The organism is Lysobacter sp. SCRH-1R (assembly GCF_057747855.1).
On sequence record NZ_CM173227.1, the window covers coordinates 51769 to 67141 of the forward strand.

Sequence of the window (15373 nt, forward strand, 5' to 3'; positions counted from 1 at the left end):
GAGGCCCGCCAACGTCCGTATTCCGCCGTGAACCACCGACATACCCGGCCCTTCCTGATCCTCGAAACCGGCCAGCCCGTCGCTTCGATGCGCCGCCATCGCGGCTTCCCGCACTGGATCCGCGTCGCCGCCGGCCTGACCGCCGACGAAGCGGTCGTGGTCAACGTCGAAGCCGGCGACGCGCTGCCCGCGCGCGAGGGTTTCGCCGGCACGATCATCACCGGCTCCGGCGCGATGGTCACCGAGCGCCACGACTGGAGCGAACGCAGCGCGCACTGGCTGCGCGACGCGGCGCAGGAAGGCATGCCGCTGTTCGGCATCTGTTACGGCCACCAGCTGCTGGCGCACGCGCTCGGCGGCGAGGTCGGCGTGAACCCGACCGGTCGCGAGATGGGCACCATCGACCTGCAGCTGCATCCGCACGCGGACGAAGATCCGCTGTTCAAGGGCCTGCCCACGCAGTTCGCCGCGCAGGCCACGCACCTGCAGACGGTGCTGCGCGCGCCGCACGGCGCGACGGTGCTGGCGCGTTCGAACCAGGACGACTGCCACGCCTTCCGCTGGGGCGAACGCGCCTGGGGCGTGCAGTTCCATCCCGAATTCAGCGCCACGCACATGCGCGGCTACGTCAACGCGCGACGCGAGGCGCTGCACGGCGAAGGCCGTTGCGCGAAATCGCTGGCGCGCGCGGTGAGCGCCACGCCGCATGCGCGCCGCGTGCTGCGCCGCTTCGTGCGCCACGCGCGCGGCCTGCACGGGCACTGAGTTTCCCCGTTCCGTCTTCCGCGTGCGATACGCTCGCACGCGCTCCCCCACGCGACATCACCGAACCTCTTCCATGACCACTCACGCAACCGGCCCGCTCGCCGGCCTGACCTGGCTCAAGCGCGGCATCAACCTGGGCCGCCACAATGCACGCGCGGTGTTCGGCGCGGCGGCGATCCTGATGCTGGTGGGCATCCTGCCCGGCCTGCTGCAACTGCTGGTGCTGTCGATCCTCAAGCCCGATCCCAACGGCGCGATGATCGTCGCGGCCGGCGCGAACCTGGTGTCGATCGTGATCCTGTCGCCTTTCATGGGCGGCTTCCTGCGCCTGATCGACGCCACCGAACACGCCCGCCCGGCCTCGGCGGGCGACGTCTTCAAGCCGTTCCGCCACGGCGGCGACGCCGGCCGCCTGATCGGCTTCGGCCTGCTCATGACGCTGTACTACGTAATCATCGGCGTCGCGCTGATCACCGTGTTCGGCGATGGCTTGCTGGAATGGCTGACCAAGGTGATGACGCTGCAGCAGGCGGCGGGCAACGGCCGCATCGATCCGGCGCAGGTGCCCGACGCGCCCGCCGGTCTGGGCGGCCTGCTCGGCCTGGGCTCGATCCTGTTCCTGTTCCTCGCCGGCGTGTACGCGATCGGCTTCGGCCAGGTCGCGCTGGGCGGCCGCCCGGTGCGCCGCGCGATGGCCGACGGCGTCGTCGGCACGGCGAAGAACCTGCTGCCGATCCTGCTGCTGGCGATCATCGTGGTGCTGGCGTCGATCCCGGTCGGCCTGGTGCTGATGGCGGTGTTCGGCATCGTCGCGCTGATCGGCGGGGTGATCCATCCCTCGCTGGGCGCCGCGCTGATCGTGCCGTTGTACCTGGCGCTGGTGATCGCGTTGTACGTGGTGATGTTCGGCGTCATGTACTACCTGTGGCGCGACGTGTGCGGCCCGGCCGGGCCGCAGGCCGATGGCCCGCCGCCGCCGCCGTCGAACAATCATCAGATCGAACTCTGAGCCGGCTTTTGCGCGGGCATCGTGCTCAGCCGAGCGCGCGTTCCACCGCCGCCTGCGCCAATGACGCAAGGCGCCCGGCCACGAGGAAGGTGAAAGCCGCGGCGATCCCCGCCTGCAGCACGATCCAGCCGCGCGCCCACGCCGGCAGCGGCGCATCGCGCACCACGCGCGTGCCGCTCAGGCGGTCGTGGAGGGCGAGATGGTGCGGCGCGATCGCCGCCATCGCGTGGCCGATGTTGAGCGTCAGCCACGACAGCAATCCGGCGAACTGACGCGCGACGGAGCGCGCGATCCCGGGCGCCGCACCGGCGCGATCCACCACGCGCAGGCCCAGCGCATGCTTGCCCGGACTCCCCTGCCAGCGCGAACACTCGCCGGCCACGTGCCAGCCCAGCAGCGCGATGGCGAACACCAAAGTGGGTACGCCGATGGCACGCAGCAGCGAGGTTTCCAGCGCGGCGATGGCGCGTTCGATCGACGTATCCGACAACAGAGCGAACACGTTCGGCGCGCCGCCGGCATCGAGTTGCGCGGCGAGCGCACCGTAGAAGCGGTCGAGCAGATCGATGAAACCCTGCTCCAGCGTGCGCAGTTCACGCGCCGTGCGGGTCCACAGGAACGGTGCGATCAGCGCGGCGACCATCGCCGCATCCAGCGACCAGGCCGCGTAGCGCGGCCAGAAACGCGCGGGCGCGCTCACGCGGTGGGCGTCTGCCCGGGCGTGCCGTCGTTCTCGGGCCGCGGCTTGAGCCAGCGCGAGGCGATGATGCCCAGCTCGTACAGGATGCACATCGGGATCGCCAGCATCAGCTGCGACACCACGTCGGGCGGCGTGATCACCGCAGCGATCACGAACACGCCCACGACCGCGTAGCCGCGCGAATCCCGCAGCTGCTGCGGCGTCACCCAGCCCAGCAGCACCAGGATCACCAGCGCAACCGGCAGCTCGAAGCTCGCGCCGAAGGCGAGGAAGATCACCAGCACGAAATCCAGGTACTTGCCGATGTCGGGCGTCATCGCCACCACGTCGGGCGTGAAGCGCGCCAGGAAGCCGAACACCGACGGCAGCACCAGGAAGAAGGCGAACGCGCAACCGATGTAGAACAGCGCCACCGCCGAGACCAGCAGCGGCATCGCCAGCCGTTTCTCGCGGTGGTACAGGCCGGGCGCGACGAACGCCCAGGCCTGATAAAGCAACCACGGCATCGTCAGCAGCAGCGACGTGAAGAAGGCCAGTTTCACCGGCACGAAGAAGCCGCCGGCCGGATCGACCGCCACCAGCCGCCCGCTTTCCGGCAGCGAACCCAGCAGCGGCCGTGCGAGGACCGCATAGATGTCGGCCGCGAACGGCAGCAGGATCACGAACACGACCAGCAACCCTGCGACCGCGCGCAGCAGGCGCGCGCGCAGTTCGATCAGATGGTCGATCAGCCTCGGTTCGGCACCGTCCGCGCCGGCTTCGGCTTCGGCAGAGTGGGCATGGGGCTCATGGTCGCGACTCATCGGCGCTGCGCCCCGTCATCGTGGGCGGTCCGGTGCGCGGGCACCGGCTCGGGCTGCGCTTCCGAATCGGTTTCCACCGGCAGGCCGCGCGCATACACGTCGTCGGGACTCGCCGCCGCCCCGGCCGATTCGAGCCCGGGTTTCAGGTCCGGATCGGACGCCGACGCCAGCGGGAGTTCGTCCAGCTCCGGCTTCCGGGCCGGCGATGCGTCCGGCTGCGATCCGGGGGTGGTCGCGGCCTGCGTCGTGGAGAGCGCCGCCGTGTCGCGCACGTCGCGGTCGAGGTCGTCGAGCTCGCGCTGCAGCGATTCCTGCTCGCGCTTGATCCGGTTGCGGGCCTCGTCGAAGCCCTCGCGCAGTTCGTCCTGCGCCTCGCGCAGCGAATCCTGCGTCTGCCGCAGGCTGCGCTTGAGCTCCTCGGCGGCCAGCTCGTTCTCCAGCTCGGACTTCACCGAATGCCACTGAGCACGCGCGCGCCGCACCCACAGGCCGGCGAAGCGCGCTGCCTTGGGCAGGCGCTCGGGGCCCAGCACGAGCAGGGCCACGATCGCGATGACGAAGATCTCGGAGAACCCGATGTCGAACATGGCCGCCGACCGCCAGGATGCGCGTCAGCGCGGGGTGCGATCGTCCTGCCGGCCGCTGTCGGCCGACGTGTTCTCGCCGGACCGGGTCTCGTCGCGGCGCTCGTCGCGCAGCTGCGCCGAGGGCTTGTCCTCATCGCCGTCGCGCACGCCCTTCTTGAAGCCCTTCACGGCCTCGCCGAGGTCCTTGCCGACGTTGCCCAGGCGCTTGGTGCCGAACACCAGCACCACGATCACCAGCACGATCAGCCAGTGCCAAAGACTCAAACCGCCCATGTGGATAGTCCGCCAGAAATATGGAGGTTCAGGATACCGCAGCGACGTGACGGTCGCTGTCGTCTCCGCGCGTGCGGAGGGTTAAGAACGTGACCGGCGCACGCCGGTCAGGGCAGCGGTTCGGCCTGAACCGGGCTTTCCACCGTCTCGAAGGCCGACGGCTGCTGCGTCTGCTGCGCGGGAGCGTTCATCGGAGCGGTGGTGGCCGTGGGCGCGACGGGTGCCGGCGCCGACGTCGAGGTCGCCACCGGACGCGGCGCCGAAGCGCGGGCGCGCTCGTCGGCGTCGGCGTTGGAGCGCGCGGTGCGGGCGATGTGGCTGGCTTCCTCCAGGCGGTCGCGGAAGTCGACCACGGCCGTGGACGGCTGCCCGTTCGCGCGGCCTTCGAAGATCATGCGCGGCGTGGTGTCGCGGCCGTAGACGGATTCGTTGGCTTCGTCGTCGATCGACAGCACCGCGCCGTCCAGCGCGATGCCCGCGAACAGGCCGCGTGCGCGCGACCACGACCAGATCTCCGCCTTGAGCTGCCCGTCCGTCGCCGTGCCCGCGTTGCGCCCGACCGGGCCGGCCGCGACGCCGGCATCGGCGCCCAGCGTGATCTTGCCGTTGACGATGTTGTCCAGGCCGCGATCGCTGCGGAACACCAGCACGATGTCGGCCGACTGCACGCCGGCCTGGAAGCCGATGCTGCCGCCGGTGAGCTTCACGAAGCTCGGGTTCGACCAGGTGCCGTCGGGGTTCTTCACCGACAGCAGGCCGTGGCCGCGGCGCCCGCCGAGTACCAGGCCGATCTTCAGCGCGTCGGGCACCACCACAATGCCGCGCGCCTCGTCGAGCAGCTTGTCGGGGATGCCGGATTCGGGAATCTGCTGGATGTCGGTCAGCACGCGCACGGCCTGGCGGGCGCGGTCGTCCTCCTGTGGGCCGGCGACCGCCGAGGTGGCGATGCCCATGGCGATGGACAGGACGGCGATACGCAGCAGGGCAGGGCGCGGCAGACGGGACATGGCGGACTCCAGTGAGACTGCGCGAGTGTGGGCTCGGCGCGGAACGGGGAATTCGAGTATTCGACCGCCGGCGCGGCAGTCGGTTCAGGCTAGTGATCCAGCAATGAATCCTTACCGAATCGGCGCGTGCGTCAAGCGCCGCAAGTGCGATGCACTCGCCTATGCTGGTCAATCCAGCATGCAGATCGTGTTGATCGACGCCGTGCATGGTGGAATGCCGGCGTTTCGAACGCGTGGATTCGCGCGGGCCGGCGCAGCTGTCATCCTATGCGGCATGCCCGCCTCCGCCAGCACCGACGCCGCATTCGACGGCGCCTCGACCGCGCCGTCCGGCCCGCCGGACACCGCCCTCGTCCTCGTGAACCTCGGCACGCCCGACGCGCCGACGCCGGCCGGCGTGCGTCGCTACCTCGCGCAGTTCCTGTCCGATCGCCGCGTGGTCGGCCTGCCGCGCTGGCTGTGGCTGCCGCTGCTGCACCTGGCGGTGCTGCCGCTACGCTCGAAGGTGGTCGCCGAGAAGTACGCCAGCATCTGGATGCGCGGCGAGGACGGCGGATCGCCGCTGGCCGTGTACACCCGCCGGCTCGCCTGGGCGGTGCAGAACGAACTGCCGCACCTGCGCGTGATCGACGCGATGCGCTACGGCTCGCCGTCGCTGGCCGCGCGCCTTCGCCAGTTGCGCGAGGCCGGCGTGCGACGCGCGCTGGTGCTGCCGCTGTACCCGCAGTATTCGACGACGACCACCGCGTCGGTCGGTGACGTGCTCGCACGCGAGGCGCTGCCGACGCGCATGGTCGAGGAATACCACGTCGACGCCGGCTGGCTCGACGCCGTCGCCGGCTCGATCCGCGAGCACCGCGCGCAACATGGCGCGGGCGAGCACCTGCTGTTCTCCTTCCACGGCCTGCCGCAGCGGCTGGTGGACGCGGGCGATCCCTACGCACACCAGTGCGAGGCCGGCGCGCGCGCGATCGCGCAACGGCTGGGCCTCGCCGACGACACGTGGACGCTGAGCTACCAGTCGCGGTTCGGACGCGACAAATGGCTGGAGCCGGGCACGCAGCAGACGCTGCATGCGCTTGCCGCACGCGGCGTGCGCAAGGTCGACGTGGTTGCGCCGGGCTTTGCGGTGGACTGCATTGAAACGCTGGAGGAGGTGGCGATGATGCTCGCGGAGGACTTCGCCGCGCACGGCGGCACGCTGCGCTACATCCCCTGCCTCAACGACACGCGCCCGCATGCGCGCGCGCTGGCCGACATCGCGCGCGTCGAGCTGGAGCGCTGGACCTGATGCCCGCGCGCGGCCTGCACGAATTCACCCTCGACACGCTCATCGGCCGCATCGCCGGCCTGCGCGGGCAACCCGGCGGCCCGCGTGTACTCGCGCTGCACGGCTGGCTCGACAACGCGGCGAGCTTCGTGCCGCTGGCCGAACACCTGCACGGCATCGAACTGGTCGCGCCCGATCTGCCGGGCCACGGCGCCAGCGCGCACCTCGCGCCCGGCGCGGACTATTCGTTCGCCGCCGCGGTGAACGCCGTGCTCGACATCGCCGACGCGCTGGGCTGGGACCGCTTCTCGCTGCTCGGCCATTCGATGGGCGCGGGGATTTCCAGCCTGGTCGCCGCCGCGTGCCCGCAGCGCGTGGAGCGGCTGGTGGCGATCGAAGCGCTCGGCGCGCTCGCCGAGGTGCCCGAGCGCACGGTGTCGCGCCTGCGCGACGCCATCGCCGCGTATCGCGCGCTGCGCGGCAAGTCGCTGCGCGTGTTTCCCGACCTCGCCATCGCCGTGCGTGCGCGCATGGCGGCGGGCGCGCAGGTCGGTAGCCGGCTCGAGGAGCGCGCGGCGCGATTGCTGGTCGAACGCGGCGTCGTGCCGGTGGAAGGAGGCTTCACCTGGTCGAGCGATCCGCGCTTGACGCTGCCGACGATGCATCGCATGACCGAGCCGCAGATCCGCGATCTCGTGTCGGGCATCGAGTGCCCGGCGCGCGTGATCTTCGCCGAACCGGCGCAGCCCTATCTGCCGGATCCGCTGCGGCGCGACCGCGCCGGATTGCTGCCGGCGGGCGAGCTGATCGTCATCGACGGCGGGCATCACCTGCACATGGAACAGCCGGAGCGGATCGCCGACGTGATCGGGGACTTCTTCGTTCGCGGGTGATCGCAAACCGCTGTCGCAGCCCGGGTAAGCGAAGCGCACCCGGGGTGACGACGCGGATACGCGAACCCGGATGCGCCCAAGAGGGCGACGGCGTTACGTCTTACCGCACAACGCGCGCAGCGTCGCCTTCAACCGCCGCCCTTCGGCATGGAAATAATCGCGCTCCTCGCGCCACTGCGGGCAGCGCGATTCGACTTCGCGCCAGAACGCGCGCGAATGATCGGCATGGATCAGATGGCAGAGTTCGTGCACCAGCACGTACTCGAACGCACCCGGCCGCGCGAGCACCAGCGAGAGGTCCAACGCCATCGAGCCGTCGGGCGCGAGCGAGCCCCACTGCGACGACATGATCTTGAACGTCACCCGGCGCGGCGCGCGCGGCAACGCGGGCAGGTAGCGCGGCATCCAGCGGCCGACGTCGGCGCGGCCCTGCGCTTCGAGGAAATCGCGCACCGCGCGGCGCACCGCGGTGTCGCCGGCGCGCGCCGGATGGGTGAACACCAGTTCGCCGCTGCCATCGCCCGCATGGTCCAGCCGCGTGAAACGTCCGGCTTCCCAGCGCACGTCGTGCACCTCGCCGCGCAGCGGCAGTTGCGTCGCGACGCCGGGCTCCAGCGTCGGCATGCCGTCCACGGCGAAACGCTCCAGCTGCGCGGCGAGCCAGTCGCGATGCTGCGCGACGAAGCGGTCGGCGGTGGCCAGGCTGGCGCGCATCGGCACGGTGAGGCGTGCGCCGCGTTCGTCGACCGACAGTTTGATCCGGCGCGCACGCGGATCGCGCACGCGCTGCAGCGGGATGGTGCGCCCGTCGCCCAGCTCGATGTCGAGTGTTTCGCGCTCCACCGTGCGCGGCGTGGGCGCGAACAGGCGGGCGAGGGGGCGGGGCGGCGATGGCATGGGTGCATCTTAGCGATGCGAGGTGACGATGCGGCGCGAAACGGCGTCGCGCGTCGCATTGTCATGCGCGGGACGCGAACCGGAGCGGCGGACGCGGCGGCGCGCCCGCATCCGCGTGCCGCGTCGGCAGGCTCAGGCTTCGGCTTTCGACAGCTTCAGCGCGCCTTCCAGCACCGTGAACAGGCGGCGGAACTCGCCGGCCATCAGCACGAAACGCGCGTCGAGCTCGGCGCGCAGGTCGTCGCGCTCGGTCGATTCCAGCTCGTCCACCGCGCCGTCGAGCAGCTTGAACTTGCGCACGACCAGGTCCTCGCCGAGCACGAACGACACGTGGTCGTCCAGGTTCAGCGCCAGGCGCGTGACCTGCTTGCCCGATTCCAGGTGCTTGGTGATCTCGTCGCTCTGCAGCTCCATGCGCTGCACCTTCACCACCGCGCCCTGGTCGATCGGATCGCGCAGCTCGCATTCATCGCCCAGCGACAGGCCTTCCGGCAGCGGCTCGCCCGCGACCCAGCCGGTCAGGATCGAGCGCGGCGCGACTTCGGCGTTCAGCGGCAGCGCCGGGAAGCTGCCGAGCGCGCGGCGGATCTCGCTCACCACGTTCTCGCCGGACTTGCGGCTGGAGGTATCCACCGCGACCACCCCCAGCCCCGCGTCGATCAGGGCGTCGGTGCGGCTGGGCTTCACGAACGCGCGCGGCAGCAGGTCGGTGATGAGTTCGTCCTTGATGCGCTTGCGCGTCTTGCCGCCGGGCTTGCGGCCTTCCTTCTGCTCGATCTCCGACAGCTTCTTGTTCAGCATGTCGTTGACGACCGAACCCGGCAGGATCTTGTCCTCGCCGCCGACGGCGAGCCACGTCGCATCGCTGCGGTTGTGCAGCATTTCCTCGGAGCCGCGCCCGAACGGCGAAATGAAACCGCGGCTGGACAGTTCCAGCGGGCCGACCGGCTTGAGCTGGCATTCGCCCAGGCCGCTTTCCAGTTCGTCGAGTTTGGTGGTGGTGGGGAAGCGGAACAGTGTCAGGTTGCGAAAGAACATTCGGGAGCCGGAAATAGGAAATGGGGAATCGGGAATCGGAACAGCAGGCGCGGGGAGCGTGAGCGTTGGTCGGCTTCTACGATTCCCCATTCTCCATTGCCGGTTCCCGGGTGTCGCCCGCCAGCCACGCATGCGCGTCGGGCATCGGCGCGTCGCCATGGCGACCGAGCGCAAGGAAATCGAACAGCTTCGGATCGCTCAGCTGCGACGGGCGGATGTCGCCCAGCGCGCGCGCGATGGTTTCGATGCGGCCGGGCGTTTCGCGCTCCCAGGCATCCATCATCCTCGATACCTGCTTGCGCTGAAGGTTTTCCTGCGAGCCGCACAGGTTGCACGGGATGATCGGGAAGCCCTTCGCTTCGGCGTAGGCACTGATGTCGTCCTCGCGCACGTACGCGAGCGGGCGGATCACCACGTGCTTGCCGTCGTCGCTGAGCAGCTTGGGGGGCATGCCCGAGAGCTTGGCGTGGAAGAACAGATTCAGGAAGAACGTCGCGACCAGGTCGTCGCGATGGTGGCCGAGCGCGATCTTCGTGAAGCCATTCTCTTCGGCGTACGTGTACAGCGCACCGCGCCGCAGGCGCGAGCACAGTGAACACATGGTCTTGCCTTCGGGCACGACGCGCGTGACGACCGAATACGTGTCCTGCTCGATGACGTGGTACGCAACGCCGATCGATTCCAGGTACTGCGGCAGCACGTGCTCGGGGAAATCCGGCTGCTTCTGGTCCAGGTTCACCGCGACCAGTTCGAACTTCACCGGCGCCTTCTGCTGGAGTTGCAGCAGGATGTCGAGCATGGTGTAGCTGTCCTTGCCGCCGGACAGGCAGACCATCACCTTGTCGCCGTCCTCGATCATGCCGAAGTCGGCGATCGCGCGGCCGACCTGGTGGCGCAGGCGCTTGGCGAGCTTGTTGTTCTCGTGCGCGCGACGCTGCGCGCGGGGCTGGGGTTCCAGCAGGGGCAGGACGGTACTCATGGACCGGCCATTCTACCGGCGCGGGCGCGGTGACGCTGGTCGCCGCGGCGCGTTAAGCTTCGGGGATGACCGAAAGCGACGATCCCGCCGTGCTAGCGCGCCAGCTGGCCGAACTGCGGCTCGAACACCGCGACCTGGACGCGGCGATCGAACGTCTGGGCCAGGCGTCCGACGTGGACGAGCTGACGGTCAAGCGCCTGAAGAAGCGCAAGCTGTGGCTGAAGGACTGCATCGCGCGGCTGGAGAGCGCGTTGATTCCGGATGAGCCGGCGTGAGGGCCGGTCGGATCTGACGCATCTTCTTGCGTAGCCCGGGCAAGCGGAGCGCACCGCGCCTCGGTGCAACTCAGTTGCCGTAGCGATGAACGCGCCGCAGCGCGCTGCACCATCAACGTGCACGTGTCCTTGTGGAACTCGCCATGGCACCCCGGGTGCGCTTCGCTTATCCGGGCTGCAAACGCAGCGGGAGGTATTTACGCCTTGTCGCCCGGCGCTTCTTCCGCCGAAGGCTTCACGCTCTCCGGGCTGATCTTCTCGATCGTGTGCCGCAACTCGCGGCCGAGGATGAACTTCGCGTCCTTCGCCCAGGTGTCCAGGCGGCTGTCGAAGGCGAGCTTGCTGTTCTCGTCCAGCCACACCAGCTTCATCTCGCGCAGTTTCTGGATGAAGCCGCGGAACAGCGTCTTGTCGAAGAACTCCGGCGCGGCCGGCGCGTACAGCAGCGACAGGCGCTGCGCGGCGAGCTGGCACAGGCTTTCCAGTTCGGCGGCGGTGAGCGTGCCCGGGCCGTTCTTCACCAGCACGCTGATGGCGATGTAGTAGCGCTCGAACGCCTGCTGCAGCGAGTGGCCGATCGCGCGAAGGCGGAACACTTCGTCGGTCTGCCCGGCGTTGCGCGCGAGGATGCCGCCTTCGTCCTCGCTGATCCGCTCCAACAGGCCTTCGCGCACGAACACGTCGACCGTGCGGGTCAGGCGGTCGGCGAATTCCTCTTCCGTCCACGGCAGGAACAGCTCGGCCTGCAGGAACGGATACACCGCGCGGCCCAGGCGCAGCACGCCGTTCATGCTCATGCGGCGGTTGTTCTGGAAGCAGCAGGCGATCCACGACGCCGCGGTGAACAGGTGCAGCACGTTGTTGCGGAAGTAGCTCAGCAGCACCGCGTTGTCGCCGCTCACGCCGAGCACGTCGCCCAGCGGGTGGCGGATGCGCGTGAGCACGGCGATCTCCTCGCCGTGGGCAATGATCTCCTCGACCGGATGCGGCGTGACCGTCACGCGGTCCGAATACGGAAGCTCCGCCAGCAGCGTCTTGCTCAGCGCGATCTGCGCGCGCAGGTCGGCCTCGCCCATCGCGTGCTTGGGCGTGGACAGCAGCGCCAGGGCGAGCAGGTTGATCGGGTTGACGTCGGCGGCGCGGTTGACGTTCACCTGGATGCGCTGCGCGAGCGCGTCGACGGTGTCGGACAGCCACGCGGGCTTTTCCTCGTCGCTGACCGGCGCGCCGTCCCAGTCCGGCGCGTGCTCGGCGAGCACGTCGTTCAGGCGGATCGGTTCGCCGAAGTTCACCACCACCTGGCCGTAGTTGCTGCGCAGCACCTTCGGGATGCCGATGAGCAGCTGCCAGATCGATTCCTTTTCCTTCGGCTTGCCGGACAGCTCGTCGAGGTAGCTGTTGCCTTCCATCAGCTTCTCGTAGCCGATGTAGATCGGCTGGAACAGCACCGGGCGCGTGGGCTGGCGCACGAACGCGCGCACCGTCATCGCGACCATGCCGCCCTTGGGCGGCAGCAGGCGACCCGTGCGCGAACGGCCGCCTTCGACGAAGTACTCGATCGAATAGCCGCCGGCGACCAGCTGCGCGACGTACTCGCTCAGCACCGCCGAATACAGCGCGCTGCCGCGGATGCTGCGGCGGATGAAGAACGCGCCGCCCTTGCGCAGCAGCGTGCCGACGACCGGCAGGTTGAGGTTGATGCCGGCCACGATGTGCGGCGGCACGATGCCGCGCGTGTACAGCAGGTAGCTCAGCAGCAGGTAGTCCATGTGGCTGCGGTGGCAGGGCACGTAGACCACTTCGAAGCCGGGCGCGTCGTCCTTCAGCTTGTCCAGGTGGTGGACGAGCACGCCGCGGTAGATGCGGTTCCACACCGGCGTGAGCAGGAAGCTCGCCGAACGCACGACCGGATGCGAATAGTCGGCGGCGATCTCGTACGCGAAACCGTGCGCCTTCTTCCACGCATCGGCGAGCGAACTCTTGTCGCGCGCGGCTTGGTCGGCGATGGCTTCCTTCACCGTGGCCGAGGACAGCACCCGGTCGACGAGCAGCCGGCGCGTGGAAAGGTCCGGCCCGATCACCGCCGCGCGGATGCGGCGGAAGTGCGCGCGCAGCACGCGCGAGAGCTTGCGCACCGTGCGTTCGGATTCCAGGCCTTCGTCGACGATGTCGCGCAGGCTTACCGGCGGGGCGAAGCGCACCAGCGTGTCGCGGCCGTTGAGCGCGATCGCCAGCAGCCGGCGGAAGCGGCCGACCAGCGTCCAGTTTTCCGAGAACAGCACCGAGAACCAGCCGCTGTTCTTGTCCGGCGCGCGGCCGACGAAGATCGACACCGGCACCAGCTGCACGTCCAGCGACGGATCGGCGCGGTGCGCGTCGAGCAGGTGCGCGAGCGAGCCCGAATGCGACTTCGGCGAGGCCGGCGCGGTGCCCAGCGACTGCTGCAGCTGCGCCAGCGTGTTGACGTTGCGGCGCGACAGCGCGAGGTAGGCGCGCTTGCGCCTGAGCGGATCGCCCGGCAGCGGCTGCAGCGGCGAGGGCAGGCCGGCCTCGCGGCAGGCGCGTTCGAGGATCAGCGCGTTGGACAGGCCGTAGTCCTCGAGCACGTAGCAGACCGGCCGGCCGCTCCATTCCTCGGGGATCTCGGCCGCCGGGTTGCGCGGTTCGACGGTGATCTGCACCCACGGCGCCATGATCCGGCCGAGCAGCTTCGCCCACCACGGACGGCGGGCGGCCGAAGCGGAACGGCGCGGGCCGCCGCCGCGGCGATCGTCGCCCGGCGTGCCGGCGGGGGCGGCGATGGGGAGTTCGGCCTGGGCCGGATCGGGTTCCGGACGCCCGGCGTCCACGGGATCCGCGTCGAGTGCGGCGGTCGGGTCCGTCGCGTCCTGCGCCGGTGCGTGCGGAGGCGTTGCCGCGTTGTCGCGGCTGGACGGAGGGGCGGCCGTCGCGTCCTTGTCGGCGTCCGGAAAAGGCAGGGGCGTCTGGTTCGGCATCGCGGGCATTATGCCCTTCACGCCTTGGGCGCGTTCAGGGCGCCGCCGGCGCGAGCGGGGCCTTGGCGGCCGGCGGCAGGACCTTCGGCGCCTTGCCGCTCGCCGCCGCCGGGCGCGCGGCTTCGACCTCGGCGTGGCGCAGGGCGTCGGTGAGATACCAGTGGCCGTGGCGGCGTTCGACCGTCAGTTCGGCCTGGATCGCCTGCCCGGCCAGCGTGTAGTCCAGGCGGATGCGGGCGCGGTCGCCGTCGCGTTCGAGCAGGGTGGCGCGGGCGGTCGCCAGGTCGGCATCGATGTCCAGTCCGTAGGCCAGCAGCACCCGCTTCATCCGTTCGAAGAACGGGCCCATGTGCTCCAGGCTGCGCTGCATGCCGAGCTGGCGGAAGCGCTCCGGCCCGCCGGCCAGGCCGGTGTGGCGGGCGCCGGCGACCAGCAAGGGGATGGCCTGCCGCGCGAGCTGCACATCCCCCAGCGGCGCCTTCTGCGCCCAGCGGCTGATCGCGCCGACCAGCTGCACGTAATGGGCGCGTTCCTCGTCGCTGTAGTCGCCTTCGCGGCGCAGGTACTGGGTCGCGAACAGCCCCAGCGTGGCGGCGGCCGAGCGCAGTTCGGCGTTCGCGCCGGAGAACTGGCGCTGGTAGACGGTGAGCAGCTGCTTCTCGGCGCCCGGCGCGGACAGGGCGTCGATGAAGGCGGGCAGCCGGTCGTCGAGCGGCAGGTCGGTCAGCGGCCAGCGGGTGCGGCCTTCCTTCCATGCAAGATCGAGCCGCGCGTGCAGCTCCGGTGGGACGGCGTGGCGCGAGTAGCTCACCAGGTCGTTGCGGCGGAGGTCGCGGATGAGCTGCTCGACGGCCTGCGTCGGTTCGGTCGGCGTGGGCTCGACCACGGGCGCGGGCGCGCGCTGGCAGCCCGCCGCCGTCAGGGCGGCCAGCAGCGTCAGCGCGGCGGTGGCGCGTGCGATCGATGTCATGCGGGTGCGGCTCCCCCCAAGTCGCTGCCGGCATCTTGGCGGCGAGGCCGGATGCCGGCAAGCCAAGGCGGTCTCGGAATCGGAATGCGTCGGAATATCGGCACCACGTCACAAATCAATGGGTCAAAAACTGACGTTGAGTGTCAAAATCATCAAAAACTGTGATCAGTATCGCGTTGGATATTGGCTGATCCTGCCCTTTCACATCCCCGTAACGGGCCGCAGGTCGTTTTGAGACGGTTGGCACAGTTTCTGCTTTCCATGCCCTGACCCGGCCGCGTGTCGCCGCCGGCGGACACCATACAGGGACTCATTCCATGAAGAAGCTTCTTCTCGTCGCGGCCACCGCCGCCGGCCTCGTTTCCATTGCGCCGGCTTCCGCCGCCGACGGCACCATCACCGTGACCGGCACGGTCGCCGCCAACACCTGCCGCATCGCCGGCACCAGCGGCACGAACGTCAACGTCGCGCTGCCGAGCGTGCCGACCACCGCGCTGGCCGCCGCAGGCGAGACCGCCGCGACCACGCCGTTCGCGATCAACGTCAGCGGCTGCACCGGCGGCACCTCGGCGCAGGCCTTCTTCGAACCGAGCGCCTCGATCGACCCGACGACGCACGGCCTGCGCAACAGCACCGCCGCCGGCTCGGCGAGCAACGTGCAGGTCAAGCTGCTCAACAGCGACCTGACCCAGATCCAGCTGGCCGGCGTGCGCGGCGCGCAGGCGTCGCAGTCGGTCGTCACCGACACCAACGGCGCGGGCACGCTGAACTACTACGCCCAGTACTACGCCACCGGTGCCGCCACGCCGGGCAGCGTGAACACCAGCGTGCAGTTCACGATGGTCTACAACTGAGCACCACCCCGCGGGCGCGGCCTGGCCGCGCCCGCCTCCGGCATTCGCCCGGCCGCT

At 69.9% G+C, this 15373-nt stretch carries 16 protein-coding genes; 6 read left to right on the forward strand and 10 right to left on the reverse strand.

The features are described 5' to 3' along the window. Positions 1-27 precede the first annotated feature (27 nt). Together AC3ANK_RS00230 and AC3ANK_RS00235 are read left to right on the forward strand one after the other, a co-directional pair. Positions 28-765 (forward strand): glutamine amidotransferase, encoded by a 738-nt coding sequence (locus tag AC3ANK_RS00230; protein ID WP_484171778.1) that lies wholly within the window; start codon positions 28-30, stop codon positions 763-765. Positions 766-838: 73 nt separating this feature from the next. Next, positions 839-1774, forward strand: coding sequence for a hypothetical protein (locus tag AC3ANK_RS00235; protein WP_206861846.1), 936 nt, complete (start codon positions 839-841; stop codon positions 1772-1774). Positions 1775-1799: 25 nt separating this feature from the next. On the opposite strand, the gene AC3ANK_RS00240 is transcribed toward AC3ANK_RS00235, so the two are convergent. The 5 genes from AC3ANK_RS00240 to AC3ANK_RS00260 all read right to left on the reverse strand — a co-directional run bounded on the left by AC3ANK_RS00240 (position 1800) and on the right by AC3ANK_RS00260 (position 5144). Next, entirely contained in the window at positions 1800-2474 is a 675-nt protein-coding gene (locus AC3ANK_RS00240; protein ID WP_484171779.1) for an RDD family protein, read from the reverse strand. Beyond that, the gene (gene tatC, locus AC3ANK_RS00245) at positions 2471-3277 is read right to left on the reverse strand and encodes a twin-arginine translocase subunit TatC (protein ID WP_484171780.1); all 807 of its coding nucleotides are present in this window, start codon (positions 3275-3277) and stop codon (positions 2471-2473) included. Before tatC ends, AC3ANK_RS00240 begins: the two co-directional genes overlap by 4 nt. Then, entirely contained in the window at positions 3274-3864 is a 591-nt protein-coding gene (gene tatB / locus AC3ANK_RS00250) for a Sec-independent protein translocase protein TatB (protein WP_484171781.1), read from the reverse strand. The genes tatC and tatB overlap by 4 nt, the downstream gene beginning before the upstream one ends. Before the next feature lie 24 nt (positions 3865-3888). Beyond that, positions 3889-4137 carry a Sec-independent protein translocase subunit TatA gene (tatA, locus tag AC3ANK_RS00255; RefSeq protein WP_206861842.1) on the reverse strand — a complete coding sequence of 83 codons (249 nt, stop codon included), beginning with the start codon at positions 4135-4137 and terminating at the stop codon, positions 3889-3891. A gap of 107 nt (positions 4138-4244) precedes the next feature. Beyond that, positions 4245-5144 (reverse strand): lipid-binding SYLF domain-containing protein, encoded by a 900-nt coding sequence (locus AC3ANK_RS00260; RefSeq protein WP_206861841.1) that lies wholly within the window; start codon positions 5142-5144, stop codon positions 4245-4247. Positions 5145-5418: 274 nt separating this feature from the next. Between AC3ANK_RS00260 and hemH the strand changes: the two genes are divergently transcribed. Then, a complete protein-coding gene (gene hemH, locus AC3ANK_RS00265; RefSeq protein ID WP_484171782.1) occupies positions 5419-6435 on the forward strand; it encodes a ferrochelatase in 1017 nt (338 codons plus the stop codon). After that, on the forward strand, positions 6435-7307 hold the full coding sequence (locus tag AC3ANK_RS00270) for an alpha/beta fold hydrolase (RefSeq protein WP_484171783.1): 873 nt from the start codon (positions 6435-6437) through the stop codon (positions 7305-7307). Before hemH ends, AC3ANK_RS00270 begins: the two co-directional genes overlap by 1 nt. Before the next feature lie 93 nt (positions 7308-7400). On the opposite strand, the gene AC3ANK_RS00275 is transcribed toward AC3ANK_RS00270, so the two are convergent. The 3 genes from AC3ANK_RS00275 to ttcA form a co-directional block, all read right to left on the reverse strand. After that, positions 7401-8204, reverse strand: coding sequence for a M48 family metallopeptidase (locus tag AC3ANK_RS00275; protein WP_484171784.1), 804 nt, complete (start codon positions 8202-8204; stop codon positions 7401-7403). Between the two features lie 132 nt (positions 8205-8336). Further along, complete coding sequence (locus AC3ANK_RS00280) at positions 8337-9242, reverse strand: recombination-associated protein RdgC (protein WP_206861837.1); 906 nt, start codon at positions 9240-9242, stop codon at positions 8337-8339. Between the two features lie 76 nt (positions 9243-9318). After that, positions 9319-10221 carry a tRNA 2-thiocytidine(32) synthetase TtcA gene (gene ttcA, locus AC3ANK_RS00285; protein ID WP_484171785.1) on the reverse strand — a complete coding sequence of 301 codons (903 nt, stop codon included), beginning with the start codon at positions 10219-10221 and terminating at the stop codon, positions 9319-9321. Positions 10222-10286: 65 nt separating this feature from the next. On the opposite strand from ttcA, the gene AC3ANK_RS00290 reads away from it, so the two are divergent. Next, positions 10287-10496, forward strand: coding sequence for a YdcH family protein (locus AC3ANK_RS00290; RefSeq protein ID WP_206861835.1), 210 nt, complete (start codon positions 10287-10289; stop codon positions 10494-10496). A 197-nt stretch (positions 10497-10693) separates the two neighbouring features. Here AC3ANK_RS00290 and plsB read toward each other — a convergent pair whose 3' ends face one another. Both plsB and AC3ANK_RS00300 read right to left on the reverse strand, forming a co-directional pair. Continuing rightward, positions 10694-13501: a glycerol-3-phosphate 1-O-acyltransferase PlsB gene (gene plsB, locus AC3ANK_RS00295; protein WP_484171786.1), complete on the reverse strand. Its 2808-nt coding sequence runs from the start codon at positions 13499-13501 to the stop codon at positions 10694-10696. Positions 13502-13526: 25 nt separating this feature from the next. Further along, the gene (locus AC3ANK_RS00300) at positions 13527-14462 is read right to left on the reverse strand and encodes a hypothetical protein (protein WP_484171787.1); all 936 of its coding nucleotides are present in this window, start codon (positions 14460-14462) and stop codon (positions 13527-13529) included. Positions 14463-14779: 317 nt separating this feature from the next. On the opposite strand from AC3ANK_RS00300, the gene AC3ANK_RS00305 reads away from it, so the two are divergent. After that, positions 14780-15316 (forward strand): fimbrial protein, encoded by a 537-nt coding sequence (locus AC3ANK_RS00305; protein WP_484171788.1) that lies wholly within the window; start codon positions 14780-14782, stop codon positions 15314-15316. Positions 15317-15373 lie beyond the last annotated feature (57 nt).